Origin of the sequence: Brenneria populi (assembly GCF_036016195.1) — a bacterium.
GTDB classification, from domain to species: Bacteria; Pseudomonadota; Gammaproteobacteria; order Enterobacterales; family Enterobacteriaceae; genus Brenneria; species Brenneria populi.
Window position 1 is genome coordinate 133814 of record NZ_JAYWTM010000007.1, and the last position, 26838, is coordinate 160651.

General features: G+C 56.7%; 20 protein-coding genes. 14 read left to right on the forward strand and 6 right to left on the reverse strand.

Features of this window, described 5'->3' with window-relative positions:
• The first annotated feature begins 50 nt into the window (after positions 1 to 50).
• Positions 51 to 971: an Rpn family recombination-promoting nuclease/putative transposase gene (locus tag VSX58_RS10575; protein ID WP_327618023.1), complete on the forward strand. Its 921-nt coding sequence runs from the start codon at positions 51 to 53 to the stop codon at positions 969 to 971.
• A gap of 115 nt (positions 972 to 1086) precedes the next feature.
• On the opposite strand, the gene mltF is transcribed toward VSX58_RS10575, so the two are convergent.
• Complete coding sequence (mltF, locus tag VSX58_RS10580; RefSeq protein WP_327618024.1) at positions 1087 to 2532, reverse strand: membrane-bound lytic murein transglycosylase MltF; 1446 nt, start codon at positions 2530 to 2532, stop codon at positions 1087 to 1089.
• A gap of 407 nt (positions 2533 to 2939) precedes the next feature.
• Here mltF and purL point away from each other — a divergent pair, with 407 nt between their 5' ends.
• From purL to glnB, 5 genes are all read left to right on the forward strand, one after another.
• A complete protein-coding gene (purL, locus tag VSX58_RS10585; protein ID WP_327618025.1) occupies positions 2940 to 6824 on the forward strand; it encodes a phosphoribosylformylglycinamidine synthase in 3885 nt (1294 codons plus the stop codon).
• A gap of 895 nt (positions 6825 to 7719) precedes the next feature.
• Positions 7720 to 9156 (forward strand): sensor histidine kinase, encoded by a 1437-nt coding sequence (locus VSX58_RS10590; protein ID WP_327618026.1) that lies wholly within the window; start codon positions 7720 to 7722, stop codon positions 9154 to 9156.
• 3 nt (positions 9157 to 9159) lie between these two features.
• Positions 9160 to 9999: a two-component system QseEF-associated lipoprotein QseG gene (gene qseG / locus VSX58_RS10595; RefSeq protein ID WP_327618027.1), complete on the forward strand. Its 840-nt coding sequence runs from the start codon at positions 9160 to 9162 to the stop codon at positions 9997 to 9999.
• Complete coding sequence (gene glrR / locus VSX58_RS10600; RefSeq protein WP_327618028.1) at positions 9996 to 11333, forward strand: two-component system response regulator GlrR; 1338 nt, start codon at positions 9996 to 9998, stop codon at positions 11331 to 11333. The genes qseG and glrR overlap by 4 nt, the downstream gene beginning before the upstream one ends.
• 92 nt (positions 11334 to 11425) lie before the next feature.
• Positions 11426 to 11764, forward strand: a complete 339-nt coding sequence (gene glnB, locus VSX58_RS10605; protein ID WP_327615958.1) for a nitrogen regulatory protein P-II — start codon at positions 11426 to 11428, stop codon at positions 11762 to 11764.
• A gap of 95 nt (positions 11765 to 11859) precedes the next feature.
• Here the strand turns inward: glnB and VSX58_RS10610 are convergent, their stop codons facing one another.
• A complete protein-coding gene (locus VSX58_RS10610; RefSeq protein ID WP_327618029.1) occupies positions 11860 to 13515 on the reverse strand; it encodes a GDSL-type esterase/lipase family protein in 1656 nt (551 codons plus the stop codon).
• Positions 13516 to 13883: 368 nt separating this feature from the next.
• Between VSX58_RS10610 and glyA the strand changes: the two genes are divergently transcribed.
• From glyA to VSX58_RS10635, 5 genes are all read left to right on the forward strand, one after another.
• Positions 13884 to 15137: a serine hydroxymethyltransferase gene (gene glyA, locus VSX58_RS10615; protein ID WP_327618030.1), complete on the forward strand. Its 1254-nt coding sequence runs from the start codon at positions 13884 to 13886 to the stop codon at positions 15135 to 15137.
• 377 nt (positions 15138 to 15514) lie between these two features.
• The gene (locus VSX58_RS10620) at positions 15515 to 16678 is read left to right on the forward strand and encodes a 3-phenylpropionate MFS transporter (RefSeq protein WP_327618031.1); all 1164 of its coding nucleotides are present in this window, start codon (positions 15515 to 15517) and stop codon (positions 16676 to 16678) included.
• Positions 16679 to 16722: 44 nt separating this feature from the next.
• Positions 16723 to 17385, forward strand: coding sequence for a DUF1007 family protein (locus VSX58_RS10625; protein WP_407654864.1), 663 nt, complete (start codon positions 16723 to 16725; stop codon positions 17383 to 17385).
• The gene (locus tag VSX58_RS10630; RefSeq protein ID WP_327618033.1) at positions 17376 to 18449 is read left to right on the forward strand and encodes a nickel/cobalt transporter; all 1074 of its coding nucleotides are present in this window, start codon (positions 17376 to 17378) and stop codon (positions 18447 to 18449) included. Before VSX58_RS10625 ends, VSX58_RS10630 begins: the two co-directional genes overlap by 10 nt.
• A gap of 170 nt (positions 18450 to 18619) precedes the next feature.
• Positions 18620 to 19747 carry an ABC transporter substrate-binding protein gene (locus VSX58_RS10635; protein ID WP_327618034.1) on the forward strand — a complete coding sequence of 376 codons (1128 nt, stop codon included), beginning with the start codon at positions 18620 to 18622 and terminating at the stop codon, positions 19745 to 19747.
• A gap of 77 nt (positions 19748 to 19824) precedes the next feature.
• Here the strand turns inward: VSX58_RS10635 and VSX58_RS10640 are convergent, their stop codons facing one another.
• The 4 genes from VSX58_RS10640 to suhB all read right to left on the reverse strand — a co-directional run bounded on the left by VSX58_RS10640 (position 19825) and on the right by suhB (position 23843).
• Positions 19825 to 20625 carry an ABC transporter ATP-binding protein gene (locus VSX58_RS10640; protein WP_327618035.1) on the reverse strand — a complete coding sequence of 267 codons (801 nt, stop codon included), beginning with the start codon at positions 20623 to 20625 and terminating at the stop codon, positions 19825 to 19827.
• Positions 20622 to 21737 carry a FecCD family ABC transporter permease gene (locus VSX58_RS10645; protein WP_327618036.1) on the reverse strand — a complete coding sequence of 372 codons (1116 nt, stop codon included), beginning with the start codon at positions 21735 to 21737 and terminating at the stop codon, positions 20622 to 20624. Before VSX58_RS10645 ends, VSX58_RS10640 begins: the two co-directional genes overlap by 4 nt.
• A 6-nt stretch (positions 21738 to 21743) precedes the next feature.
• A complete protein-coding gene (locus VSX58_RS10650; RefSeq protein ID WP_327618037.1) occupies positions 21744 to 22877 on the reverse strand; it encodes an ABC transporter substrate-binding protein in 1134 nt (377 codons plus the stop codon).
• A gap of 162 nt (positions 22878 to 23039) precedes the next feature.
• On the reverse strand, positions 23040 to 23843 hold the full coding sequence (gene suhB, locus VSX58_RS10655; protein ID WP_327618038.1) for an inositol-1-monophosphatase: 804 nt from the start codon (positions 23841 to 23843) through the stop codon (positions 23040 to 23042).
• 119 nt (positions 23844 to 23962) lie between these two features.
• On the opposite strand from suhB, the gene trmJ reads away from it, so the two are divergent.
• The 3 genes from trmJ (at position 23963) to VSX58_RS10670 (ending at position 26816) form a co-directional block, all read left to right on the forward strand.
• On the forward strand, positions 23963 to 24688 hold the full coding sequence (trmJ, locus tag VSX58_RS10660) for a tRNA (cytosine(32)/uridine(32)-2'-O)-methyltransferase TrmJ (protein ID WP_327618039.1): 726 nt from the start codon (positions 23963 to 23965) through the stop codon (positions 24686 to 24688).
• A 129-nt stretch (positions 24689 to 24817) separates the two neighbouring features.
• A complete protein-coding gene (gene iscR, locus VSX58_RS10665) occupies positions 24818 to 25312 on the forward strand; it encodes a Fe-S cluster assembly transcriptional regulator IscR (protein ID WP_327615970.1) in 495 nt (164 codons plus the stop codon).
• Positions 25313 to 25601: 289 nt separating this feature from the next.
• The gene (locus VSX58_RS10670) at positions 25602 to 26816 is read left to right on the forward strand and encodes an IscS subfamily cysteine desulfurase (RefSeq protein WP_327618040.1); all 1215 of its coding nucleotides are present in this window, start codon (positions 25602 to 25604) and stop codon (positions 26814 to 26816) included.
• Positions 26817 to 26838 lie beyond the last annotated feature (22 nt).

Sequence of the window (26838 nt, forward strand, 5' to 3'; positions counted from 1 at the left end):
CGTGTACGCTACGATGGCGAAGATATGGGCAGGGATGACGAGGTGTGGCGGTGCAAACGCATGATGCAATATTTAAACAGTTTCTCAGCGATATTGATGTAGCGCGGGATTTTCTCGCGATCCATATACCGTCGGATATTCGTGAATGCTGTGATTTCACGACATTGCAACTGGAATCCGCTTCATTTATTGATGAAAAACTGCGCTCCAGGGTGTCGGATATACTCTATTCGCTGCATACCAACACCGGGAAGGGCTATATTTATTGCGTTATCGAACACCAAAGCAGGCCGGAAAGGCTGATGGCGTTTCGTTTGCTGCGCTACTCTCTGGCGGCGATGCAGCAGCATTTGGATCAGGGACATAGTCTATTGCCCCTGGTCGTGCCGTTACTGTTTTATCACGGTAAGCGTAGCCCGTATCCCTATAGTCTGCGTTGGCTGGATAATTTTGCTAACCCGCCCTTGGCCGAGCGAATTTACGGCAACGCCTTTCCGCTGATAGATCTGACCGTTATTCCCGACAAAGAGATCAAAACTCACCGGCGGGTGGCGTTGCTGGAGCTGGTGCAGAAGCACATCCGTACGCGAGATATGCTGGAACTGGCGCAAGATATCGGGTTATTATTTGAGCGCTGGCAGGTGCCGCTGGCGCAAAAACGCGCGTTGCTGTTTTATATTGCGCAGGTCGGCAATACGTCCAGACCGGCGGCGTTTATTGAAACCGTGACGGAGCGGCTATCAACGGATAGGGAAGAAATTATGACGATCGCACAACAGCTTGAGAAGATTGGCTTTGATAAAGGTATTGAACAGGGTCTTGAACAGGGCATGAAAGCCAGCGCGCGGCAGATCGCCCGCCAGTTACTGCTGAACGGTATGGCGAGAGACAAAATCCAGCAGATCACCCAGCTTTCGGATGACGATATGGCGCGCTTATCCGGGGCGGGAGAGTGCGACCCTGAACATTAACGCCGGCTGGTGCCGCTCCGTTCGGTTCTCGCCCGCGGAGAGCCGCGGTTATTTATCGAATGGTCGGTTGGCCCCGCCGTGAATGGGCCGTGGCGTTAACCGGCGCCGCGCTACGTCAATCCGGCACATTGGCGGGCGAGACGGCCGGATAAGCCTGTATTGATAGCTGTTTCAGCTTGGCCTTCGCTTCCTTCTCCAGTAAATACCCTTCGAGGCTCACCATATAACGGCGAATATTTTCCACATAATTATAGGCTTCATGCCCGCGCGCATAGCCGTATGTGGTCTGCGTGTAGTAGCGTTTCTGGCTGAGCATCGGCAGGCGTATTTTCACATCGACCCAGCTGTCAGGGTTGCCGTTCTGTTTGGCGGTCAGCTTGCGGACGTCCAGCAAATGGGCGTAGCCCATATTGTAGGCGGCCAATGCAAACCAGATCTTCTCATCCTCGGGGATGGTCGCCGGCATCTTTTGCATCATGTGCGCCATATATTGCGCGCCGCCGCGAATGCTCTGCTCGGGATCGAGACGGTCGGTGACATCCAGACTTTCCGCGGTATTTCGGGTGAGCATCATCAGTCCGCGCACGCCGGTGGGCGAGGTCGCCAGCGGATTCCAGTGCGACTCCTGGTAGGAAATGGCCGCCAGCAGCTTCCAATCGATATCCGTGGCATATTTTTCAAATAATGGCCGGATGTCCGGCAAGGTTTCGTCAATGGCGCTGAGGAATGTGGTGGTGTCGACGTAATCGAATTCGCCGACATGGCCCAGATATTTTTCCTCCAGGCGGGCGAGGGTGCCGTCCTCAACGATGCGGCTGAAAAAATCGAGCAGCGCCGCGGATAGGCTGTCATCGTGCGATCGCCGCATATACCAGGTTACCGGCTCCTCATCGCTGAGATCGAACGCGACGGCAAGCTGCGGATGGATGCGCTGCATCAGGCCAATGGTAATCGAATCTCCCAGCGTATAGTCGAGTTTGCCGTCAGCCACCTGCTTCAGCAGTTCCGACGAGGTCAGGTCGTAGGCGGATTCCCAGCTCAATAGCGGGTATTTATCCGCTTTCAGATCGCGCAGCGTGGCGATGTGCGCCGACCCCGATGTGACGGCCAGACGTCCTTTTAGATTTTCCATGGTTTTGGGGCGGGGATTTCCCAGGCGGTATACCATCTGTTGCGAGACGGAATAGTAGGTTGGCCCGGCGCGAAAGCGTCCTAAACGCTCATGGTTGTAAATCAGTCCGGCGGCGAGTAAATCCGCGTCGTCGTTATCCAGATCGTCAAACAGCTCATCCAGATTTCTACGCGACGAAACCACCAGCTTGACGCCGAGATAATCGGCGAAACGTTTTGCCAGTTCATAATCAAGGCCCGACGCGGCGCCGTTAGCGGTCGTATAGGTCAGTGGCGAATTAACGGTGCTGATGCGCAGCTCGCCGCGTGCAAGGATCTGTCTGAGCTGGACGTCCTGGCTGCTGCGCCAGGGAATGTTGGGCCATAAGGCCAGCGCCAGCAGTAACGTGATAACCCCAATGAAAAAATAATTTATTTTTAAACGCTTCAAATAGTAGTCTCTCGGCGGCTTGCCGGCTGTCTGTCGCGGCTATTTTTATCACGGCCGTCCCTGTCCGCCGTCGATGCGACGTTTAAAGCCGCGCCCGGCGATTTTTTACTCGTCTCATCCATGAGACTCGCCCTGACGGGCCGCCGCAAGCGGCGTTGAAAATCGCTCTCGGCGATTTTTTATACGAAAAGTCCCAGAGTCGGGGCATTTTGCGCAACAAAGCGCCAGTGTGCAACTTTTATTGATTTGCCTAACGATTAGCCGGCGCCTCGATGCGATGTTTAACAATAGCGGCGCAAACGGTTTCGTCCTGGGCCAGGATTCTCTATAATGACGCGCGTTTCCCCCCTGTAGCGCCCAACGACCGCACCGCTGTCAGTGCATCGAAGACGAGAGAACTTTAGATTATGGAAATACTGCGTGGTTCACCTGCTTTGTCGGCTTTTCGCATTAATAAACTGCTTGCCCGCTGTAAAGAGCACTTTTTGCCGATTAGTGATATCTATGCCGAATACGTGCATTTCGCCGATGTCAGCGCGCCGCTGAACAACGATGAACTGGCCAAACTGACACGTTTGCTGAAGTATGGTCCTTCTCTCGCTGAACATGAGCCGCAAGGCCGTTTGCTGTTGGTCACCCCCCGTCCCGGCACCATCTCTCCGTGGTCTTCCAAGGCGACCGATATTGCGCATAACTGCGCTCTGAACAAGGTGCTGCGTCTGGAGCGCGGTCTGGCTTTTTATATTCATGCGCCGACGCTGAGCGACGAGCAGTGGCGACAGCTGGGCGCATTGCTGCATGACCGTATGATGGAGAGCGTGTTTGACGATATGCGGCAGGCCGAGCAGCTGTTCTCGCACCAGCAGCCCGCGCCGTTGAAACGCGTGGAAATCCTGCTGCAGGGGCGCCAGGCGCTGGAAGAGGCGAATCTCCGTCTGGGGCTGGCGCTGGCGGAGGATGAGATCGATTACCTGCTTGAGGCGTTCAGCAAGCTGGGGCGCAATCCCACGGATATTGAGCTGTATATGTTCGCCCAGGCGAACTCCGAACACTGCCGCCATAAAATTTTTAACGCCGATTGGGTGATCGACGGCGTGGAGCAGCCGAAGTCGCTGTTTAAAATGATCAAAAATACCTTTATTCATACGCCTGATCATGTGTTGTCCGCCTACAAGGATAACGCGGCCGTGATGGAAGGCTCCGCCGTCGGGCGCTTTTATGCCAACGCCGAGGGCAGCTATGGCTACCATCAGGGCGACGCGCATATCCTGATGAAAGTGGAGACCCACAACCACCCGACCGCCATTTCCCCCTGGCCGGGCGCGGCGACGGGCTCCGGCGGCGAAATCCGCGATGAGGGCGCGACCGGGCGCGGCTCCAAGCCCAAAGCGGGCCTGGTCGGCTTCTCCGTATCAAACCTGCGTATTCCCGGCTTTGAACAGCCCTGGGAAGAAGACTTCGGCAAGCCCGACCGTATCGTCAGCGCATTGGATATCATGACCGAGGGGCCTCTCGGCGGCGCGGCGTTCAACAATGAATTTGGCCGTCCCGCGCTGACCGGCTATTTCCGTACCTATGAAGAACGGGTGGACAGTCATAACGGCACGGAACTGCGCGGCTACCATAAACCCATCATGCTGGCGGGCGGCATCGGCAATATTCGCGCCGATCATGTGCAAAAAGGCGAAATCAGCGTCGGCGCCAAACTGATCGTGCTGGGCGGTCCGGCGATGAATATCGGTTTGGGCGGCGGCGCGGCATCCTCGATGGCGTCCGGCCAATCCGACGCCGATCTGGACTTCGCTTCCGTTCAGCGCGATAACCCGGAGATGGAGCGCCGCTGTCAGGAGGTGATCGACCGCTGCTGGCAGCTGGGCGAGCAGAACCCGATTCTGTTTATTCACGACGTGGGCGCGGGCGGGTTGTCCAACGCCATGCCGGAGCTGGTGAGCGACGGCGGGCGCGGCGGGCGCTTCGAACTGCGTGATATTTTGAACGACGAGCCGGGCATGAGCCCGCTGGAAGTTTGGTGCAACGAGTCGCAGGAGCGCTATGTTCTGGCCGTCGCGCCGCAACAGCTGGCGCTGTTTGCTGAAATCTGCCGCCGCGAACGCGCGCCTTACGCGGTGATCGGCGAAGCGACGGAAGAACAGCATCTGACGCTGAACGATCGCCATTTTAATAATAAACCTATCGATCTGCCGCTGGATGTCTTGCTGGGCAAAACGCCGAAAATGCTGCGCGACGTCGAACGCAAGCAGGTGGCGGGCGTACCGTTAAAACGTGACGATATTTATCTGGCCGACGCCGTCGAACGCGTGCTGCATTTACCGGTGGTGGCGGAGAAAACCTTCCTGATTACCATCGGCGACCGTTCGGTTACCGGCATGGTCGCTCGCGATCAAATGGTCGGGCCCTGGCAGGTGCCGGTGGCCGACTGCGCGGTAACGACGGCGAGCCTGGACAGCTACTACGGCGAGGCGATGTCCATCGGCGAGCGCGCGCCGGTGGCGCTGCGTAATTTCGCGGCTTCCGCGCGTCTGGCGGTAGGCGAGGCGTTAACCAATATTGCCGCGACCCATATCGGTCCCCTGACCCGGGTCAAGCTCTCGGCGAACTGGATGGCGGCGGCCGGTCATCCCGGCGAAGACGCCGGGCTTTACGACGCGGTAAAAGCCATCGGCGAAGAGCTTTGTCCGGCGCTGGGGTTAACGATTCCCGTCGGCAAAGACTCGATGTCGATGAAGACCCGCTGGCAGGAAAGCGGCAAGGAGCGCGCCATTACCTCTCCGATGTCATTGGTGATTTCCGCTTTTGCCCGCGTGGAGGATGTGCGTAATACGGTGACGCCGCAGCTGCGCGTCGATGAAGATAATGCCCTGTTGCTGATCGATCTGGGCGCGGGGCGCAAAGCGCTGGGCGCAACGGCGCTGGCCCAGGTTTATCGTCAGCTGGGCCGCGAAACGGCGGACGTTCACGATGCGCGGCAGTTGGCCGGCTTCTTCAACGCCATACAGCAGCTGGTGGCGGATAAAGCATTGCTGGCCTATCACGATCGTTCCGACGGCGGTTTGTTGGTTACGCTGGCCGAGATGGCGTTTGCCGGGCACTGCGGCGTAAACGTTGATATCGCCTCGCAGGGCGACGATGCGCTGGCGACGTTGTTCAATGAGGAACTGGGGGCGGTTATCCAGGTTTCCGAAGCGCGTCGGGCCGAAGTGGAAAGCGTGCTCGCCCGGCATAGCCTGGCGGATTGCGTTCACTATCTTGGCCGCGCCGAAGCGGGCGCTCGCTTTATTATTACCGACGGCGCGCAGGTGGTTTACCGCGAAAATCGTACCACAATGCGTACCTGGTGGGCGGAAACCACCTGGCAGATGCAGCGGCTGCGCGATAATCCGCAGTGCGCCGATCGGGAACATGCCGCCAAGCAGGATGATAACGATCCCGGCCTGAACGTAGCGCTCACTTTTGATCCTCAGGATGATATCGCCGCGCCTTATATCGCCAAACGGGCGCGTCCGCAGGTGGCCGTATTGCGCGAGCAGGGCGTTAACTCCCACATCGAGATGGCGGCGGCTTTCCATCGCGCCGGTTTTGACGCCGTTGACGTGCATATGAGCGACCTGCTGGCGGGACGCCGGGATCTGCAGGCGTTCCAGGCGCTGGTGGCCTGCGGCGGCTTCTCTTACGGCGATGTGCTGGGCGCGGGCGAGGGCTGGGCGAAATCTATTCTGTTTAACGCGCGGGTGCGCGATGAGTTTGCGGCGTTTTTCCAGCGTCCGCAGACGCTGGCGCTTGGGGTATGCAACGGCTGCCAGATGATGTCCAATCTGCGGGAGCTGATTCCGGGCGCCGAGCTTTGGCCGCGTTTCGTCAAGAATAAGTCGGAGCGTTTTGAAGCGCGTTTCAGCCTGGTGGCCGTCGAGAAGAGTCCTTCGTTGTTTATGAACGACATGGCGGGGTCGCGCATGCCGATTGCGGTTTCGCATGGCGAGGGGCTGGTTGAGGTGCGTGATGGCGCGCATCTGGCCGCGCTGGAGCAGCATAACCTGGTCGCGTTGCGTTATGTGAATAACTTCGGCCAGGCGACGGAGGATTATCCGGCTAACCCGAACGGTTCGTCGAACGGCATTACCGCGGTGACCAGCGTCAGCGGCCGGGCTACGGTTATGATGCCGCACCCTGAGCGGGTTTTCCGCACGGTCAGCAACTCCTGGCATCCGGAAAACTGGGGCGAGGACGGTCCTTGGATGCGCATGTTCCGCAATGCGCGCAAGCAGTTGGGTTAATCTTATCTTGAGTAACACCGCAAGGGCTTCGGCCCGAATGCTGGTCGCTTAAGCTGATTTTTAGGGGAAACGCCGGGGGAGGTTCCCGTAGGGACGCCTCACCCCCGGTGGCGCCCCGTGTCTCTCGATGCTTAAACGATCGGCATTAGGCTTCGGTCCCTTGTTTTTTGTGTGTCGCGTTTTCACGACAAATGAGTTGCTGGTCGTCTCCGATCGGCGACATGTAACTATTTGATTTTTATTGGGTGTGTTAGCCTCATGGAAAAGTGTCTGTTTTTGGCGACAGAAACCCAATCGTCGGTTAGCTCGACATGTTTTCCAACGCGGTAGTTAAACGGGATTTAGACATTAAATCAATTATAATCAAATAGTTATACATTTACGTTCTTTGTTGGCATGAAACATGCTTAATAATGGGCGTAGCTCATTCAACTGGTTATGATCGCGCTGTCGATTGGCAGAAATCTTCGCTCATAACGCCCGGAATGACGCCAAAAGAAAGGGTGCCTATCGTCCACCAGAACGATAACAGTCCGCGTAAGCGGCTTTATCAAACATCGGGCGACACGTTGAGTGAGGCACCGCCTATTCAGTTACGCGGTCGGTAAACGCAAGTTTCCCGGCCGCGTAATGTCCACTCCAGCCCGCTTTCCTCTCCCGTCGATGATCGCCTTTGTTTACCGCGTCGTTGCTATTCTCGTCATACTTCCAGTCGCCTATGCGTTGGCTTTGTTACCCGGCGCATCGGGGTCAGCGCCAGCGCGGTGCAAAAACGCTGCGCCGTTTTTGTCCGGCAGCTCGAACTATTTGCGGTATACGCGCGCGATGTTAAAAACGCCCTGACGTTTTTAACTGATTCGGTTAGCATCAGAGCGGATATCTATGGATAAATGAGATGATTTCCTTGAAACGATGGCGTTTATTTCCGCGTTCTCTGCGGCAGTTGGTAATCATGGCGTTTTTACTGGTGCTGTTGCCTTTATTGGTGCTGGCTTATCAGGCGTATCAAAGTCTGAATACGCTCAGCGAGCAGGCGGCGGGGATCAACCGGACGACCTCGACGGACGCCCGGCGCAGCGAGGCGATGACCAGCGTTGCGTTGGCCATGGAGCGCAGCTACCGCCAATATTGCGTTCTGGACGATCAAACGCTGGCGACGCTCTACCAGAATCAGCGTAACCAGTATTCTCAAATGCTGGATTCGCACGCGGCTGTTTTGCCCGACCCGCGCTATTACCAAACCCTGCGGCAATATTTAACCCGGCTTGCGGAACTGCGCTGCCAAGCCAGCGGCCCCGATCGGGCGGCCGCGGAACTGCTGGAGAATTTTTCCCGCGCCAACGGACAGCTGGTTCAAATGACGCGCGAGGCGGTTTTTTCCCGCGGGCAGCAGCTTCAGCGAGCGATTGCCGAACGCGGCCGATTTTTCGGCTGGCAGTCGCTGCTGTTGTTTCTGGTGAGCCTGATGCTGGTCGTTCTGTTTACCCGCATGATTATCGGTCCGGTAAACGGCGTGGAACGTATGATTAACCGCCTGGGGGAAGGCCGCTCTTTGGGAAATACCAGTACGTTTAAAGGACCGCGTGAAATCCGCTCGTTAGCGCAGCGCATTATCTGGCTGAGCGAGCGGCTATCCTGGCTGGAGTCGCAACGGCACGAGTTTCTGCGGCATATCTCTCATGAACTGAAAACGCCGCTGGCGAGCCTGCGTGAAGGCACGGAGCTGCTGGCCGATGAAGTGGTCGGCCCTTTGACGGCCGATCAGAAAGAAGTGGTCTCTATTCTGGACAGCAGCAGCCGCCATTTACTGCAATTAATCGATCAACTCCTGGACTATAACCGTAAGCTGGCGGATGCGCCGACGGAGTTGGAGCGGGTCGACATTGAAGAGATCGTCGATATCGTCGTCTCGTCCCATAGCCTGCCCGCCCGTAGCAAAATGATGCATACCGATATTACACTGGAGTCCGAATACTGTTGGGCGGAGACGACGCTATTGATGCGCGTAATTGACAATCTCTATTCCAATGCGGTGCACTATGGCAAGGAATCCGGTAACATTTGGGTCCACAGCCGTTTGACTGGAAACCGGGTGCAGATTGATGTCGCCAACAGCGGCGCGCCGATCCCGGCGGCGGAACAAAGCATGATTTTTGAGCCTTTTTACCAGGGAAGCCATCAGCGTAAGGGCGCGGTAAAAGGCAGCGGACTGGGGTTGAGCATCGCCCGTGATTGTTTGCGCCGCATGCATGGCGAGTTAAGTCTGATAGCCGTTGATTATGCCGATGTCTGTTTTCGTATTGAATTGCCATTAACTTCCGAGAATGAATAAACAATGAACGCATGGTTCGCCCGTCATTTCCCGCCGCGCATGCCGTCCGCCATTTTCGATGTGCCCGTTCACCGTATGCTGGAAGCCGTGGTGAGGCCGTCCCGGCGGCTGTTGATGATACCGTTATTGACGATGCCGCTACTGGCCGGCTGCAACAATAATAGCGGCAGCCGCCTGGTGTCCGAGGATGTGGAACACTTAACGCCCAAAGAGCAGGTCGCCGATTATCGCGTGGCGCCGTGTGAAGCCCTCTGGCAGGCGGACGAGCGCGAAGCGACGGACAATGCGCTGTTCTGGCTGCGTGCGATGGATTGCGCCGGCCGCCTGACTCAGCCGCAGGCGCGCGCGCAAGCGCGGCAGGTGGCGGGCAGCGGTTGGGAGAGCGCGTTTAAACAGGGGATTTTGCTGGATAATGCCGGTATATCGCAGGCTGAGCGGCAGCAGATGTTGAACAACATCAATCTGTACCGCCTCGATTTCCCCGCGGCGCTGCGTCCGCTGATAGATACCTGGCGTGATAAGCAAACGCTGTTCCTGGCCTTATCCGATGAGCGTTTGCGCTATAAAAGCCTGCTGGAATCGACGGATAAACAGCTGGAGGCGCAGCGGGCGGAGCAGGGAAATTTACACTATCAGCTCGAAATCACCAGGAAGAAGCTGGAGAATCTGACGGACATTGAGCGCCAGCTTTCGGCGCGTAAGCAACCGTCGGGGGAGATGCCCGACGGCGAGCCTGAGCACCGCAATAATGCGGGCGCGGGGCGCGATAGCCTGAACGGCGCCCTGCCGCCGGCCGGGTCCGCTACGGATAAATCGACGACGGAGGAGCCGAAAAAACTATGACGGCGCGGAAAACGGCGAATTTGCTGCTGGTGGACGACGATCCCAGCCTGCTGAAACTGTTGGGAATGCGTCTGACCAGCGAAGGTTTCAGCGTGATGACGGCGGAAAGCGGTCAGGAAGCGTTGCGTTTGCTGGCCAGGGAACGGTTCGAACTGGTGATCAGCGATCTGCGGATGGACGAGATGGACGGCATGGCGCTTTTTTCCGAGATTCAGCGCTACCAACCGGGAATGCCGGTGATCATTTTGACGGCCCACGGCTCGATTCCTGACGCGGTGGCGGCAACGCGGCAGGGGGTGTTCAGCTTTCTGACCAAGCCGGTCGATCGCGACGCGTTATACAAAGCGATTGATGAAGCCTTGGCGCTATCGGCCCCGGTTGGCGATGACGGCTGGAGAGAAAATATCGTCACCCGCAGCCCGCTTATGCTGCGCCTGCTGGAGCAGGCCAAGATGGTCGCCCAGTCGGACGTCAGCGTGTTGATTAACGGGCAGAGCGGAACGGGGAAAGAGGTGTTGGCGCAGGCGATTCACGCGGCCAGCCCGCGGGCCAAGAAAGCCTTTATCGCCATTAACTGCGGCGCGTTGCCGGAACCCTTGCTGGAGTCGGAATTATTTGGCCACGCCAAAGGGGCCTTTACCGGGGCGGTCAGCAGCAGGGAGGGGCTATTTCAGGCGGCGGAAGGCGGTACGCTGTTTTTAGATGAAATCGGCGATATGCCGATTGCGCTGCAGGTCAAACTGTTGCGGGTTTTGCAGGAACGCAAGGTGCGTCCGCTGGGCAGCAACCGCGATCTGGATATTGACGTGCGCATTATCTCCGCCACCCACCGCGATCTGCCTAAGGCGATGGAGAAAGGCGAATTTCGCGAAGATCTCTATTATCGGCTGAACGTCGTCAATATGAAGCTGCCCGCCCTTAACGAACGGGCGGAAGATATCCCGCTATTGGCTAATCACCTGCTGCGCGAGGCCGCCGCCAGACATAAGCCTTTTGTGCGCTCTTTTTCGACCGATGCCATGAAACGGTTGATGACGGCGAGCTGGCCGGGTAATGTCCGGCAGTTGGTTAATGTGATTGAACAGTGCGTTGCGCTGACCAGCGCGCCGGTAATCGGCGAGGCGCTGGTGGTTCAGGCGCTGGAAGGGGAAAATACCGCGTTACCGACATTTGTCGAAGCCCGAAATCGGTTCGAACTGAACTACCTGCGTAAACTGTTGCAGATAGCCAAAGGCAACGTTACCCAGGCTGCCCGAATGGCGGGGCGTAACCGGACGGAATTTTATAAGCTGTTGGGCCGTCATGAATTGGACGCCAACGATTTTAAAGAATAATGCCAATGGATTGTCGGTTTTCATTCCGGCACTCTTGTTATTCTTGCTGATGCCCGGCTTTGGCCGCAACTAGGTAATACAAAGGTTCTTCGATGAAAAAAATTGATGCGATTATTAAGCCGTTCAAACTGGACGATGTACGTGAAGCGTTAGCTGAAGTGGGCATCACCGGCATGACGGTAACGGAAGTGAAAGGGTTTGGCCGCCAGAAAGGCCACACCGAACTCTATCGCGGCGCAGAGTACATGGTCGATTTTTTGCCCAAGGTGAAGGTTGAGATTGTGGTCGGGGACGACATCGTGGATACCTGCGTGGAAACCATCATGCGGACGGCGCAGACCGGTAAAATCGGCGACGGTAAAATATTCGTCTTCAACGTCGATCGCGTTATTCGTATCCGTACCGGCGAGGAAGATGAAGAGGCGATCTAAGATACGCCCGCGATTTACCCGCGTCTTCGCCGTTATCCCTGCTTACGGCCTGATTATCCCCGCGGCAGTCGGCGGGGATCTCCCTTAAGATAACGCTACTGCTTATTGCCCGCCAGTTTATCCGCCAGCGTTTTGAGTTCCGGCGTTTTACGCATCGCGTCTGCCACCAGCTCCGATACGGCGATGGCTCCCTTTTTCTGGAAACGGATCGCATCCGGTTTTTTCAGGCTGCCAATCTGATTACGGTAGAAAGGGTAGCGGGCGGGATCGGCCGCCAGCCAGTACTGTTTCCAGTGATTGTCGTTCCCCTGATTAGCCAACGCGATGGTCGCCGGCTCCATATCCAGCAGCGCAACCTTATTGACCGCGGCGACGTTTTTGATGGTTTGGCTGTAGTCGCCGATAAACGCGTATCCGCCTTCGGCGTTCTGCCTGGTAAAGTGATTGTGCGCCACGGGCGTGCCGATTTTGCCGTCCGCCGTATGGACGCGGGTTGTCGGCGTAAGCAGTACCGGCGTTAACTGGTGCTGGCGGGCAAAATTGACATAGCGTTCCAGCGATGTTTGAAACGACATATCGGCTTTGCCCGGAGGGGATTGGATTTTACCCGCGGCATCGTTGGGATAGGTACACAGATTGGCGACATCGGCGGCCCCGCGCGCGGGTCTGGCGCCGTTGCAGTTCTGGTCGTTGATCCCCATTTGAATGAACAGGAAATCGCCGGCCTTCATCAATGGCTGTATCTGCCGAAACCAGCCGTCATAGAAATAATCGCGCGACCCGCTTCCCGCGCGGGCGCCGTTAACGACTTTTACGCCGCTATCCGGGCGAAATTGCTGTTCGAACGCCTGTCCCCACCCCATGCCGGGCAGAAGAGCCTTTTCATAGGTCGCCGCCGTGGCGTCGCCGATCAGGAAGATACGAATTTGCGCTTTTTGAATGGCGTCCAGATGCCGGCGGGCGAACGGGTAATCCAATGGTTCATAGTCGCCCTGTCCATAGCGACCCACAATCGGGCGAAAAACGCCGTCGGTCAGCACGGTGTATCCGGCGTACCCGGTATTAGGGTCATAATTACGGTTGTGATTAATGACATCGATGATTTTGGTGACGGATTCTTGCTGGGCGGCGGGATAAGTCAGCGGGTCGAAACGCGCCGGCGCGGCGATGCCGGTCTGCTTGAGCGCTGAATTGAATCCCGCGTGAAATGCGGCATAGGCTTTTTTCCATGCGGCGCTATTCAGCGTCGGAGAGGCTGAATCATCAGCCAGCTGTTGCGGACCGGGATAGCCCGCGGCAACCGCCACGTCGGAGATGATGCGGTCGGTCAGCGGGTTGATATTAACGATATTGTCGCGGCCGGATTGCAGCGACGGGGCGAGGGCGTTCAGGCAGATGGCCCGCGGGACGTTGCTGAGCTGGCAGTTGGTGCCGCCGGATTCGATGGCTAAAAGGCGCAGTGGCGATGACAATCCAGAAATATCAATATGATAGTTTCCCTTTTCGTCGGTTTGCGCCTGCCGGCGCTGGCCCTGCTGATCCCGGATGATGATGGTGGCGGGCAGGTGAATTTCGCGATGCGTGACGTGGCCCGTCAGGGTTGTTTCCTCTCCCAGCCTGGCGCCTGATAGCGCCTCGATAGCGCTTGGTTGTTTTGCATTATGCGCGCCGGCGGGCGCCGCATACGCCGGCAGCCAGGGGGCGGAAAACAGTATCGCGCAGGCCATTCCTTCAGAAAAACGTTTAAACATGATTAGACATATCCTTTGTTGCGGGAGTCGGAAACACTTTTTGCAATTTTACACGCCGCCAAATGACTTATGCGCTTAACTTCGTTAAAAGTTTAGGATTTTTATTATGCGTCCAATCCGCTCCGGGGGGATGTTTAAACTTCTCTGCGCCAAGATGAAGAAAAAACAGGTTGGAAATGAAGAAAACTCCGTTTCCCGTTCAGCGGCGTAAATCCTTCCAGGCCTTGCGCCGCCTGAAGCCAATCGTTTGCGTAAAAACCTCTGTCAAGACCTATCTTCATTAGGGAGAAACGGTTTACACTATAGGCCAGTACCCAAAAGGGTGATTGTATTCCAGTATAGAAAGTTAGCTGAGTCAGGAGATGCGGATGTTAAAGCGTGAAATGAACATTGCCGATTATGATGCCGACCTGTGGCAAGCAATGCAGCAAGAAGTGGTGCGTCAGGAAGAGCACATTGAACTGATTGCGTCTGAAAACTATACCAGCCCACGAGTCATGCAGGCGCAGGGTTCTCAGCTAACGAACAAATACGCTGAAGGCTATCCGGGCAAACGTTATTACGGCGGCTGTGAATACGTCGACGTCGTTGAGCAGCTGGCTATCGACCGCGCCAAAGCGCTGTTCGGCGCAGATTACGCCAATGTTCAGCCTCACTCCGGCTCTCAGGCAAACTTCGCCGTCTATACCGCGCTGCTGCAGCCGGGCGATACCATTCTGGGTATGAACTTGGCGCACGGCGGCCACCTGACTCACGGCTCGCCGGTAAACCTGTCCGGTAAACTGTATAACGTCATCCCTTACGGTATCGATGAAAACGGCAAGATCGATTACGACGAGATGGCGGAGCTGGCCCGCACCCATAAACCCAAAATGATCGTCGGCGGTTTCTCCGCTTATTCCGGCGTCGTCGATTGGGCGAAAATGCGTGAAATCGCCGATAGCATCGGCGCCTATCTGTTTGTCGATATGGCGCACGTCGCCGGTCTGATCGCGGCTGATGTGTATCCGTCTCCGGTGCCTCACGCGCATATCGTAACCACCACCACGCACAAAACGCTGGCCGGCCCGCGCGGCGGCCTGATTTTGGCGAAAGGCGGCGACGAAGATCTGTATAAGAAACTGAACTCCGCCGTTTTCCCCGGCGGTCAGGGCGGCCCGCTGATGCACGTCATCGCCGGTAAAGCCGTGGCGCTGAAAGAGGCGATGGAGCCGGAATTCAAGGTCTATCAGCAGCAGGTCGCCAAGAACGCCAAGGCTATGGTCGAGGTGTTCCTGTCCCGCGGCTACGACGTGGTGTCCGGCGGAACAAGCAACCATCTGTTTTTGCTGGATCTGGTCAGCAAAAACATCACCGGTAAGGATGCCGATGCCGCGCTGGGCCGCGCCAATATTACCGTCAACAAAAACAGCGTGCCGAACGATCCTAAGAGCCCGTTCGTCACTTCCGGCGTGCGCATCGGGACGCCGGCGGCGACCCGCCGCGGCTTTAAAGAAGCGGAAGTGCGCGAGCTGGCCGGCTGGATCTGCGACGTGCTGGATAACATCAACGATGAAGCGACCATCGAACGCACCAAACAGAAAGTCCTGGAAATCTGCGCCCGATTCCCGGTTTACGCATAATTCCCCCGGTATCCCCCTGAGAACCGTTGTCCAGGGATAGTTAACAACGGCAGCCTCGCGCTGGCGTTTGAGGTCGCTGACAAACCCGTCTGTCAGATCGAGATACACGGGGCGACCACGGGGGTGAGGCGTCCCTGCGGGAACCTCCCCCCGTGTTTCCCCTAATATCTGACTTTGTCAACAGTCTGTAACGCCAGCCTCGCGCTGGCGTTTTTGCGCGTTGAGGCGCCAAAGGGCAAAACACGCCGCCGCGCGCTTATCACCCGCCCCATCCCTTTCACGCCGTTGTCGAACCACGATTGAACGCCGCGTCGGCGGTTTTTACCGTTGCGTCCGCGTTTGCCCTCTGACAGAGTAGCCGCCGGAGAGGAGAACCCATGATACTGAAATCAACCTATTGGCTGGCGTTAAGCTATTTCACCTACTTTTTCTGCTATGGCGTTTTTTTGCCGTTCTGGAGCGATTGGTTAAAAGGCGAGGGGCTTGCGGCGGAGTCTATCGGCCTGCTGCTGGGCGCGGGTTTGGTCGCCCGTTTCGTCGGCAGCCTGACCATCACGCCCAGCGTTAAGAACTCGGCGCGGCTGATTTTTGCCTTACGCGGGTTGGGGCTGTTGGCGCTGGCGTTCTCCGTGGGGTTCTGGCTGGGCGATGCCTGGCTGTGGCTATTGCTGGTGATGGTCGGCTTTAATCTGTTTTTTGCTCCGCTAGTGCCGTTAACCGATGCGCTGGCGGCCGTCTGGCAACGACAGATCGCCATGGATTATGGCAAAGTACGGGTCTGGGGATCGATCGCTTTCGTCATCGGCTCCGCCGTAACCGGCGAACTGGTGGACATCTGGGGGCATCCGGCGATTTTGGCGATCCTCAGCGCGGGGTTGGCCGCCATGGTGCTGGGCATGCTGCTTCGTCCCAGCGTGATGCCGACCGCGAGCGTTTCTTGCGCGCGCTCCGCGGCCGTTACGCCGTGGAGACGGCTGCTTCGTGAACCCGCGGTATGGCGCTTTCTGCTTTGCGTTTCTTTATTGCAGGGCGCGCATGCGGCCTATTATGGCTTTAGCGTGATTTACTGGAAGGGCGAGGGATATTCAGCGGCGGCCATCGGCTATCTTTGGTCTCTCGGCGTGGCGGCGGAAATTGTCGTTTTCACGTTTAGCCGGCGTCTGTTTCAGCGCTGGAGCGCCAGAAGTCTGTTGCTGCTTTCGGCGATCTGCGGCGTCGTGCGCTGGGCGCTGATGGGCTCCACCATAGCGCTTCCCGGGCTGATTGTGATACAGATATTGCACTGCGGCACCTTTACGGTGTGTCATTTGGCGGCGATGCGTTTTATCGCGGCGCGTACCGATGGCGACGTGCTGCGTTTGCAGGCGATGTATTCGGCATTGGCGCTGGGCGGCAGTATTGCGCTGATGACGGTGGTTTCCGGTTTTCTGTTCGAGCATTTGCAGCGCGGCACGTTCTGGGTGATGGCGGTGTTGGCCGTTCCCGCGCTCTTTTCGCTGCCGCCGGCCGGGGCGCGGTCCGCCGCTGATGCGCAAGAGTAAACGGGCGGCTGCGGAGCGGCGCACGCCGGCGCGATGAGGAATTTATGTTATACTATAACATTTTAACCGATGGGATGCGGCGGCTCTGCTTGCTAAGCCTTGGTTTGGCTATGAGCTGTCAGTCTGTTTTCGCCCATCCCCATAGTTTTATTGATATGCAAACGACGATCGAAAGCCAGAATGAAAAGATCGCCGGCCTGCGCATGGTATGGACCATGGATCCCATTACCTCCGCGGATCTGCTGTACGATGCCGGCAACGCGGTAAAGGATTCCGAAATATGGAAGAAACTGGCCGCGGAGGTCATGGCGAACGTGTTGGGACAGCACTACTTCACTGATATCTACCGGGACGGCCAGCCGGTGAAATACCGGCCGACGCCGACGGAATATCGCCTGTCGCGCAAGGGTAATCAGGCCGTTCTCGAGTTCGTCCTACCCCTGGCCCATCCGCAGCCGCTGGCAGGAAAACCCTTGCTGATTTCTACTTACGATCCGACCTATTTCGTCGATATGTCTTACTCGGATGAGAAGGCCGTAAGGCTGGATCCGACGTTAACCCCGCGCTGTAAAATCACGCTGGTCACGCCGCAGCCTGACGCGAGTTTACAGTCCTATGCGCTCTCCCTGGATAAAGCCGATGCGCCGGCCGAGGATATGGAGCTCGGAAAACAGTTTGCTCAGCGGGTGACGTTGCAATGTCAGTGAACCAAGATTCGCTGGCGCATACGCGGCCGTTGGCGCACCGGCTGCGCGACCTGTGGCCGCTGTGGCTGTTACTGACGCTGTTTGCCGCAGCGGCGTATTACGGCATGAAGTATTGGCCGCAGCTCGTGTTGCAGAGCGCGCTCTGGCAGAAATCCCTGCATCGGCAGATGTCGCACCTGTTGCAGATGGTGGAGCAGCAGCCGCATCAGGCGGGCCTCAGCCTGATGGCGTTCAGCCTGATTTATGGCGTGCTCCACGCTATCGGGCCGGGACACGGCAAGGTGATCATCATGACTTATCTGGCCACGCACCCTGCGAAACTGAAAAGCAGCCTGAAGCTGACGCTCGCCGCGTCGCTGGTTCAGGGGGGAATGGCCGTCGCGCTGGTTACCGTCGTGCTGGGCCTATTACAGCTGTCGAGCAGAACGCTGCATAACAGCAGCTTCTGGATGGAGAAGGGGAGCTTTGTACTCGTGGCGGGGCTTGGCATCCTGCTCTGTTTTCGTGCGTTGAAACAGCTGTATGCGGCCATTGTCCGGCCGCCGAAGCCTGCCGCTATCTTACGCGTGACGCCGCTTGAACCGTCAGGTCGTGCAGGTTCAGCGCTCCGTCCTGCGCCGGCGCAGCGCCTTCCCCTGCATCAGCATGAGGCCGATTGCGGCTGCGGGCACCGCCATTTGCCGAGTCAGGAAGAGCTGGAGCGCGATGGCAACTGGCGCACGCGCCTGATGGTTGTTCTGGCGATGGGGATGCGCCCCTGCTCCGGCGCTATTCTAGTGCTGCTTTTTTCCAAGGTGATCGGCGTTTATCCGTGGGGAGTCGCGTCTGCGCTGGTGATGGCGGCGGGAACGGCGCTCACGATCTCGGCGCTGGCCGTGTTGGTGTTTTACTGCCGCCGTCTGATTGAGAGGCTGGGGGTGAATCGCGCCTCGCCGGTTTGGCGGCGCGTTGTCTTTTCTCTTCTGGCATTGGCCGGCGGGTTCATTTTGGTGAGCTCCGGCATCCTGCTTTATCTCAGCGCACAGCCCGCTATGATGGGCGGTATCCGCCCGTTCTCCGGCTGATTTTACCCTTTATTAACGTACTGTTAAAAAACCGTTGCCTCCGATAATCACGACAGTATATCATTCCGCAAATGATAATTATTATCATCTATTCCCTAGCGTTTCAGCCTTTGGTTGCCAGCCATTTGAATGCGTTGGGGGATATAACATAATCGGAGAAGGGAATAATAATGAAGAAATGGCTGTTCTCAGTCGTTGTGATGCTGGGGCTGAGTGCGAGCGTCGTCGCCAGCGCGAACCCGATTGTCGTTGAAGACGTCAGCGGCAGGAAGGTGGAAATTAAATCCGAAGTGAAACGGATTATTTTAGGCGAAGGCCGGCAGATTTATTTGCTGGCGGCTTTCGATACTGAAGCGCCATTCCAACGCGTGGTTGGCTGGCGTGACGATCTGCCGAAGGCCGATTACGACGGCTATCTGGCTTATGAAAAGAAATACCCGGAAATCAAAAAGCTGCCGACATTTGGCGGGGCAAAGGATGGTACCTTCAACGTAGAGCAGGCGTTGACGCTGAAACCCGATCTGGTACTGATGAATCTGGAATCAAAAGCGGCGACGGATGAAGGCAAGCTGATTGAAAAGCTTAGCTCGCTGGGGATTCCAGTCGTGTTCATCGATTTCCGCGAGAAGCCGTTTGAGAATGCGGAAAAAAGCATTCACATCATGGGACAGTTGCTGGGTAAATCGCAGCGCGCCGACGCATTGATTCAGTTCCGCCGCGAGCAGATTGAACTCGTTACCGATCGGTTGAAAAACTATCAGGGTGCGCGTCCGAAAGTGATGATCGACCGCGCGGGTGGGTATGACGATGAGTGCTGCATGTCATTCGGCGACGAGAACTTTGGCCGCATGGTTGAAGCGGCGGGCGGCGACAACATTGCCAAGAATATCATTCCCGGTACATTCGGCGCGCTGAACCCTGAGCAGATTATCAGCGCGCGTCCGGATGTGGTGGTGGTGACCGGCGCCAACTGGAAAAACTACAATACCGCGAACGGCTGGGTAGGCGTCGGGCCGGGAGCCGATCGGCAAGAGGCGCTACAGCGTCTGCAAAAGCTGATGGAACGTTCGGCATTCAAAACGCTGCCGGTTGCGACCAATGGCAATGCTCATGCCATCTGGCATCAGTTTTATGACAGCCCGTATCAGTTTGTGGCGATTCAGGTATTAGCGAAATGGATGCATCCTGAACTGTTCAAGGATATCGATCCTGATGCGACGTTCCGCACGTTCCATGAAAAATTCCTGCCGCTGCCGTATCAACCGGGCTATTGGGTGACGCTGCCGGCGAAGAAATAGCGCCGTTCCGCTTAATCCAGAGTATAAAAAAGCACTGAGCCTATCCCAGTGCTTTTTTTGCCTGCGCCGGGCGCGGGTTAGATGGCCGGTTCGCTGACCAGGCCATCGATAATCACCTGCGGAATGCCCTGCGAGCAACGCTCGATGCGTCCTTTCACGCCATAGACCGCCGCCAGGCTTTCCGGACTGATCACGTCGGCAGGCGCGCCGTCGGCGATCAGATTGCCGTTTTGCAGCATCAGCACATGGTCGCCATGGCGCAGTGCGATGTTGATGTCGTGCACCACCACCACCGTGATGATATTTCTCCTGCGCGTTTCCCGACGCACCAAATCCATAACGTGAAACTGGTAGTTGAGATCCAGCGCGCTGAGCGGTTCATCCAGTAGCAATAGCGAAGGCCGGCGGATTAACGACTGCGCCAGCCCGACCAGCTGTTTTTGCCCGCCGGAGAGCTGATCGAGGTAGCTTAACGACAGATGCGCGATGCCGAGTTGTTTCAGCAGCGCCATGACTTCAGCCTGACCGCCGGCGCTATGCAGGCCGCCGGACGCGCGCTGCGCGACAATGATGGATTCGAGCACATGCAGATGTACGCCGGCCGGCAGGGATTGCGGCAGGTAGACCACTTTCTCGGCGCGTTTGGCGAACGGCAGCTGCATCAGATTGCTGTCGTCCAGCCACAGTTCGCCTTCGCAATGATTAAGCCCCGCCATTGCCCTCAGCAGCGTGGATTTGCCGCTGCCGTTCGGCCCCAGCAGCACGGTGATCTTTCCGCTCGGCAGCAGGGGCGCCGACAGATCGCCAATCACCTGACGTTTGGGGTAGCCGGTGCGCAAGTGCGCAATGCGTAATCCTGATGGTTGCTGATGGCTCATATATTTCCCCTATGGCGCAGGATAATGCTCAGGAAGAAAGGCACGCCAATCAGCGAGGTGACGATCCCTACAGGAATAATGACTCCGGGGATCAGATTTTTCGACGCCACCGAAGCCAGCGACAGCACCAGCGCGCCGATTAACGCGCTGGCGGGCAAATAAAAGCGGTGGTCTTCGCCAAACATCATGCGGGCGATATGCGGGGCGACCAGTCCGATAAAACCGATGGGGCCGACAAAGGCCACGGATACCGCAGACAGAATACTGATGCGCAGTAAGGTCGCCAGACGCAGGCGCCGGACGTTGATGCCGAAACTGACGGCGCGGTCCTCACCCAATCGCAATGCGGTGAGTTTCCATGAGCTCATCAGCGACAGAGGCATGATGGCGAGCAGAATCAGCAGCAGAATCCCCAGCTTCTCCCAGGAGGCCCGCGCCAGACTGCCCATGGTCCAGAACACCAGCCCTTGCAGCGTATCTTCGTTAGCGATGAACTGGAGCATGGAAACCAAAGCGTTGAAGGTAAATACCAGCGCGATGCCAAATAAAACGACGCCGGATGTGGCCACCTGAGTCCAGCGCGTAATGCCGTCCAGCAACAGGGCGGCCAACAGTGCGAATATAAACGCGTTCGCGGAAATGAACCACTGCGCCGGAATCCCCGGAATACCGATATTCAGCACGATGGCGAGCGCGGCGCCGAACGCCGCCGCCGAAGATACCCCGAGCGTAAACGGGCTGGCCAGCGGGTTATTCAGGATGGTCTGCATCTCCGCGCCGGCCAAACCCAGCGCCAGGCCGACAACAATCGCCATCAGGGCATAGGGAAGGCGGATATCCCAGACGATCACCCGGGTTCCCGCGTCGGCGGCGGCGGGATGGGTTAATGTTTGCCATAACGCATCCAGCGTCAGCCCCGCGGGACCCATCGTGAAGTCCAGCAGCAAAGAACAGATAATCGCGAGAGCCAGCAGGGCGATCGCGGTCATTCTGCGGCGGATGATATGTCGATAGCGATACATTACGTCGCCGCCGGGAATAGCGTTTCCCGCGCCATGCTTTTCAGCGACCTGCGTGATATCGGCGAGCTTCGGGTCTGTTGTTACGCTCATAGATGTTTATTTAGCCTGCTTCCAGAAAAAAATAAAATCGTCGCCGGGCAATGCGGTGAAATTATCAATAATATAGCGATAGTTTTCATCTGGATTCAGCTGAGGAAAATGCTGCGGATAAATCGCTTTTGCCAGGTATTCCATACCGATGATATTGAAAGGATTGTTATAGAATTGATGATAGATGCCGTAGGCTTTTTTCTGCTGCACAGCCGGAATTTGGCTGACGCCGGTGCGGTTTAACAGAATGTCCGCCTGCGCATCGATGCTTTTCTCATCGGCGCCAAGCCCGAACGGCAGCGGATTTACGCCGCTGCCGTTGGCTTTGCTGCGCATGGCGCCGGTCATGATGTAGGCGTCCGGCTTCATGCTGATGAGCTTCTCCAACGAGATGTAACCGTTGGCACCCGGCAGTAGCTCGGATCCGATATTACGCGCGCCGACGGCTTCCACCAGGCCGCCCCAGCCGTTGTGGGCGTGGCTAAAGCAGCAGGTGTCCGAGCGCCCGGCCCATGCTTCGACAAACACGTTTGCCTTGGTCGGCAGCGACGCCGTCTGTTTTTGGATATCGGCAAGGTGCCGGCGATAAAAGTCGGTGTAGGCTTTGGCGTTGTCTTCCTTGTTTAACACCTTACCCAGCAGGTCAATACTGGACGCGGTGTTCTTGACGGGGTTGACCTCATAGTCGACAAACACCAGCGGGATGTTAAGCGCCTTCAGCTTGCTGATAACGCCATTGTCGGTCAATGACTGTTTAGCGCGTAGCTGGGCGATGATCAGGTCCGGCTGTTTTGACAGCACGCTCTCCAGTTCAACTTCGCCCTTGTCGCCAAAGCCCATATCGAGAATCGCCGCGGCCCGCGGCCATTTTTTCGTCATCAGCGCCCAGGTGGCCGCATCCGACCTTTTCGGCAGGTTATTCCAGGCAACCAGGCGTTGAAATGGATTTTCCCTGTCGAGCAGGGCGAGAGCCATAATATCGCGTCCGTCCTGTAGAACGATTCGCTGAGGTTCTTTTTTAATTTCAATGGATTGACCGTCGATATCGGTAATGGCGAGCGGGTATTGCGTGGCATAGCCGGCAATTGGGGCCATCAATGCGGCGGACAGTAAAAGACTACGCGCTATTTTTGGGGACATGTTCGTCATCCTTGCTTGCTTTGAAGAGAAATGATTTTAATAAGTATTATCATATACTCATAGAATTATTCCGCGGATGGAAGAGCAAGACGAGCAGGAGTAAGTAAAAAAAGCATGCCACTCAAGGAGCTGGCATGCGTTACTGCGTGGTAACCAGGTGTATCAGCGTTTTAGCGCGTCGCTTAAATCTTCGCGCATGGTCGACAGTATGGATTTGACGACGCGCGGATTACCCGCGACCAAATTGCCGGAGGCGAGGTAGTTGTGGCCGCCGATAAAGTCGGTCACGATACCGCCGGCTTCACGAACCAGCAGCTCGCCGCCGGCGAAATCCCAGGGCTTCAGGCCGATCTCAAAAAAGCCGTCGACACGGCCGGCGGCGACATAGGCCAGATCCAGCGCGGCGGAACCCGTGCGGCGGAAATCGGCGCATTGGGTAAACAGCGATTCGATAATTTTGATGTAGCTTTTGGCGTGCTGTTTAGCTTTAAACGGGAAGCCGGTAGCCAGTATGGCGCCATCCAGGTCGCGCGCATTACTGCTGCGCAGACGATAGCCATTCAGCTGCGCGCCCTGACCGCGAGTGGCGGTAAACAGCTCATTGCGCATGGGGTCGTAAACAACGGCGACTTCGGTGCGGCCTTTGATGCGAACCGCAATGGAAACCGCAAAGTGCGGCAGACGTTTGATGAAATTGGTGGTGCCATCCAGCGGATCGATTACCCATTGCACATCCTGGTCTTCGCCGACCAGTTCGCCGCATTCTTCACCGATAACGGTGTGTTGCGGATAAGACTTACGGATGATGTCAACAATCAGACGCTCGGCGTCTCGGTCGACGTTAGTGACAAAGTCATTGCTGCCTTTTTGACTGGCTTCGACCGCGTCGGGCGTTTCGTAATTTTTAGCAATTAAATTACCGCCTTTACGCGCAGCGCGTATAGCGATATTGAGCATCGGATGCATGGTATCGTCCACTAGAATGTTAAAGAACGGAAAGCGGGCGGCATTATAGCAGGAGAAAATGAAAATATCTAAGTTTGTGTTAGAATAACCCGATTTCCTTCTCGCATTACAGAGTCCGCATGTTACACAATATTCGCATCGTTCTGGTTGAAACGTCCCACACGGGCAATATGGGATCGGTTGCCAGAGCGATGAAAACCATGGGGTTAAGTAAACTCTATCTGGTTAATCCATTGGTAAAACCCGATTCACAGGCGATCGCGCTGTCTGCCGGCGCCAGCGACGTGATCGGCAACGCCGTGATGGTCGACACGCTCGACCAGGCGCTTGAAGGGTGCAGTTTGGTGGTGGGAACCAGCGCGCGTTCGCGTACCTTGCCCTGGCCGATGCTGGAGCCGCGCGAATGCGGCGAGCGCAGCGCTCAGGAAGCGGAACACGCCCCCGTCGCCCTGGTGTTCGGCCGGGAACGCGTCGGCTTGACCAACGATGAATTGCAGAAGTGCCATTATCATGTTGCGATCCCCGCCAATCCGGAGTATAGCTCTCTGAATCTGGCCATGGCCGTGCAGATCCTGGCGTATGAGGTGCGCGTCGCCTATCTGGATCGCCAGCAGACCGACAAAGAGGAGTATGGCGCAACGCCTTACCCGCTGGTGGACGATCTGGAGCGTTTTTATCAGCACCTTGAACAGACGCTGCGGCAAACGGGCTTTATCCGGCAGGCGCATCAAGGGCAGGTGATGAACAAGCTGCGTCGCCTGTTCACCCGAGCCCGGCCGGAGAGTCAGGAACTGAATATCTTGCGCGGCATTCTGAGTTCGATTCAGAAACAGCATAATGAGTGACGCTGAATAATACTTGAGCGAAATGCTAGGTTAAATAGTTGACTAAAACACTCGGGAATGTCAGACTCGAATCCTGGTTTGCCAATACATGTTTTAAGAATACATGTTTCATCTACAGGTACCACTATCATGAGACTGACATCTAAAGGGCGCTATGCCGTTACCGCCATGCTTGATGTGGCGCTGCATTCCAAAGAAGGCCCGGTTCCGCTGGCGGATATCTCCGAGCGGCAGGGCATTTCGCTCTCCTATCTGGAACAATTATTTTCACGCCTGCGTAAAAACGGACTGGTCGCCAGCGTTCGCGGCCCGGGCGGCGGCTATCTGCTGGGTAAGCATGCCCGCGAAATCGCCGTGGGCACGGTCATTTCCGCCGTGGACGAATCGGTGGATGCCACGCGTTGCCAGGGGCGTGAAAGCTGTCAGGGCGGCGAACGTTGCCTGACGCACACCCTATGGCGCGATCTGAGCGATCGCATCACCGACTTCCTGAATAACATTACGCTGGACGAGCTGGTCAATAACAAAGAAGTGCTGGACGTCGCGGATCGTCAGGAAACGGACGCGCGCCGCGCCGCCGGCGGACGCCTGCAGGAGACGATCAACGTCAATCTGCGCGCCTGAGATGCGACGCCGCTCTGCGGCGGACTGAAGGGGACGGGTGGGAAAGGCCCGTCAAGCTTGGCGAAAAGAATTTTTTAACAGCGCGTCGCGTTAGTATCCAAGAAAAGATACGGGCGGCATAGCCGAATGCTGGTCACTTAAGCCTGTTTCAGGGGGAAACACCGGGAGGTGCCCGTTGGGACGCCTCACCCCGAGTATCTCAATGCTTAAACGATCGGTATTAAGGCATAGCCCGTTATAAAACAAGACGCTTGGCACGTTTTGAAGTGATGTACGGAGTTTATGAGCAATGAAGTTACCGATTTATCTGGACTATTCAGCAACGACGCCGGTCGATCCGCAAGTCGCTGAAAAAATGATGCATTTTTTGACCCTGGACGGTACTTTTGGCAACCCGGCTTCCCGCTCTCACCGCTTTGGCTGGCAGGCGGAAGAAGCCGTCGATATCGCCCGTAATCAAATTGCAGAATTAGTGGGCGCGGATTCCCGCGAGATTGTCTTTACCTCTGGCGCGACGGAATCGGATAACCTGGCTATTAAAGGCGCGGCAAACTTCTACCAGAAGAAAGGCAAGCACATCATCACCAGCAAAACGGAACATAAAGCCGTACTGGATACCTGCCGCCAGCTAGAGCGTGAAGGATTTGAAGTCACCTATCTGGCCCCGCAGCGTAACGGCATTATCGACCTGAAAACGCTGGAGGCCGCGATGCGCGATGACACCATTCTGGTTTCCATCATGCATGTGAATAATGAGATCGGCGTGGTGCAGGATATCGCCACTATCGGCGAAATGTGCCGCAGCCGCGGTATCGTGTTTCATGTCGATGCGACCCAAAGCGTGGGCAAACTGCCTATCGACCTCAGTCAGCTAAAAGTGGATCTGATGTCTTTCTCCGGCCATAAAATTTATGGGCCGAAAGGCATCGGCGCGCTGTATGTTCGCCGTAAACCCCGGATTCGCATTGAAGCGCAGATGCACGGCGGCGGTCATGAACGCGGCATGCGTTCCGGCACGCTGCCCGTACATCAAATCGTGGGCATGGGTGAAGCATTCCGTATCGCTAAAGAGCGGATGGATACCGATATCGCTCATCAGCGCGCGTTGCGCGACCGCCTGTGGAACGGCATCAAGGATATCGAAGAAGTCTATCTGAATGGCGATCTCGAACAAGGGGCGCCCAACATCCTTAACGTCAGCTTTAACTACGTTGAGGGCGAATCGCTGATTATGGCGCTGAAGGATCTGGCGGTGTCGTCCGGATCCGCCTGCACGTCAGCCAGTCTGGAACCCTCCTATGTATTGCGCGCGCTGGGTATGAACGATGAGCTGGCGCACAGTTCGATCCGTTTCTCTTTGGGACGGTTTACCACCGAGGAAGAGATCGACTACGCCATTGATCTGATACGTAAATCCATCGGCCGCCTGCGCGAGCTTTCTCCGCTGTGGGAAATGTTTAAACAGGGCGTGGATATCAGCAGCATCGAATGGGCGCATCATTAATTCGCAGGATAGGGGACGACGA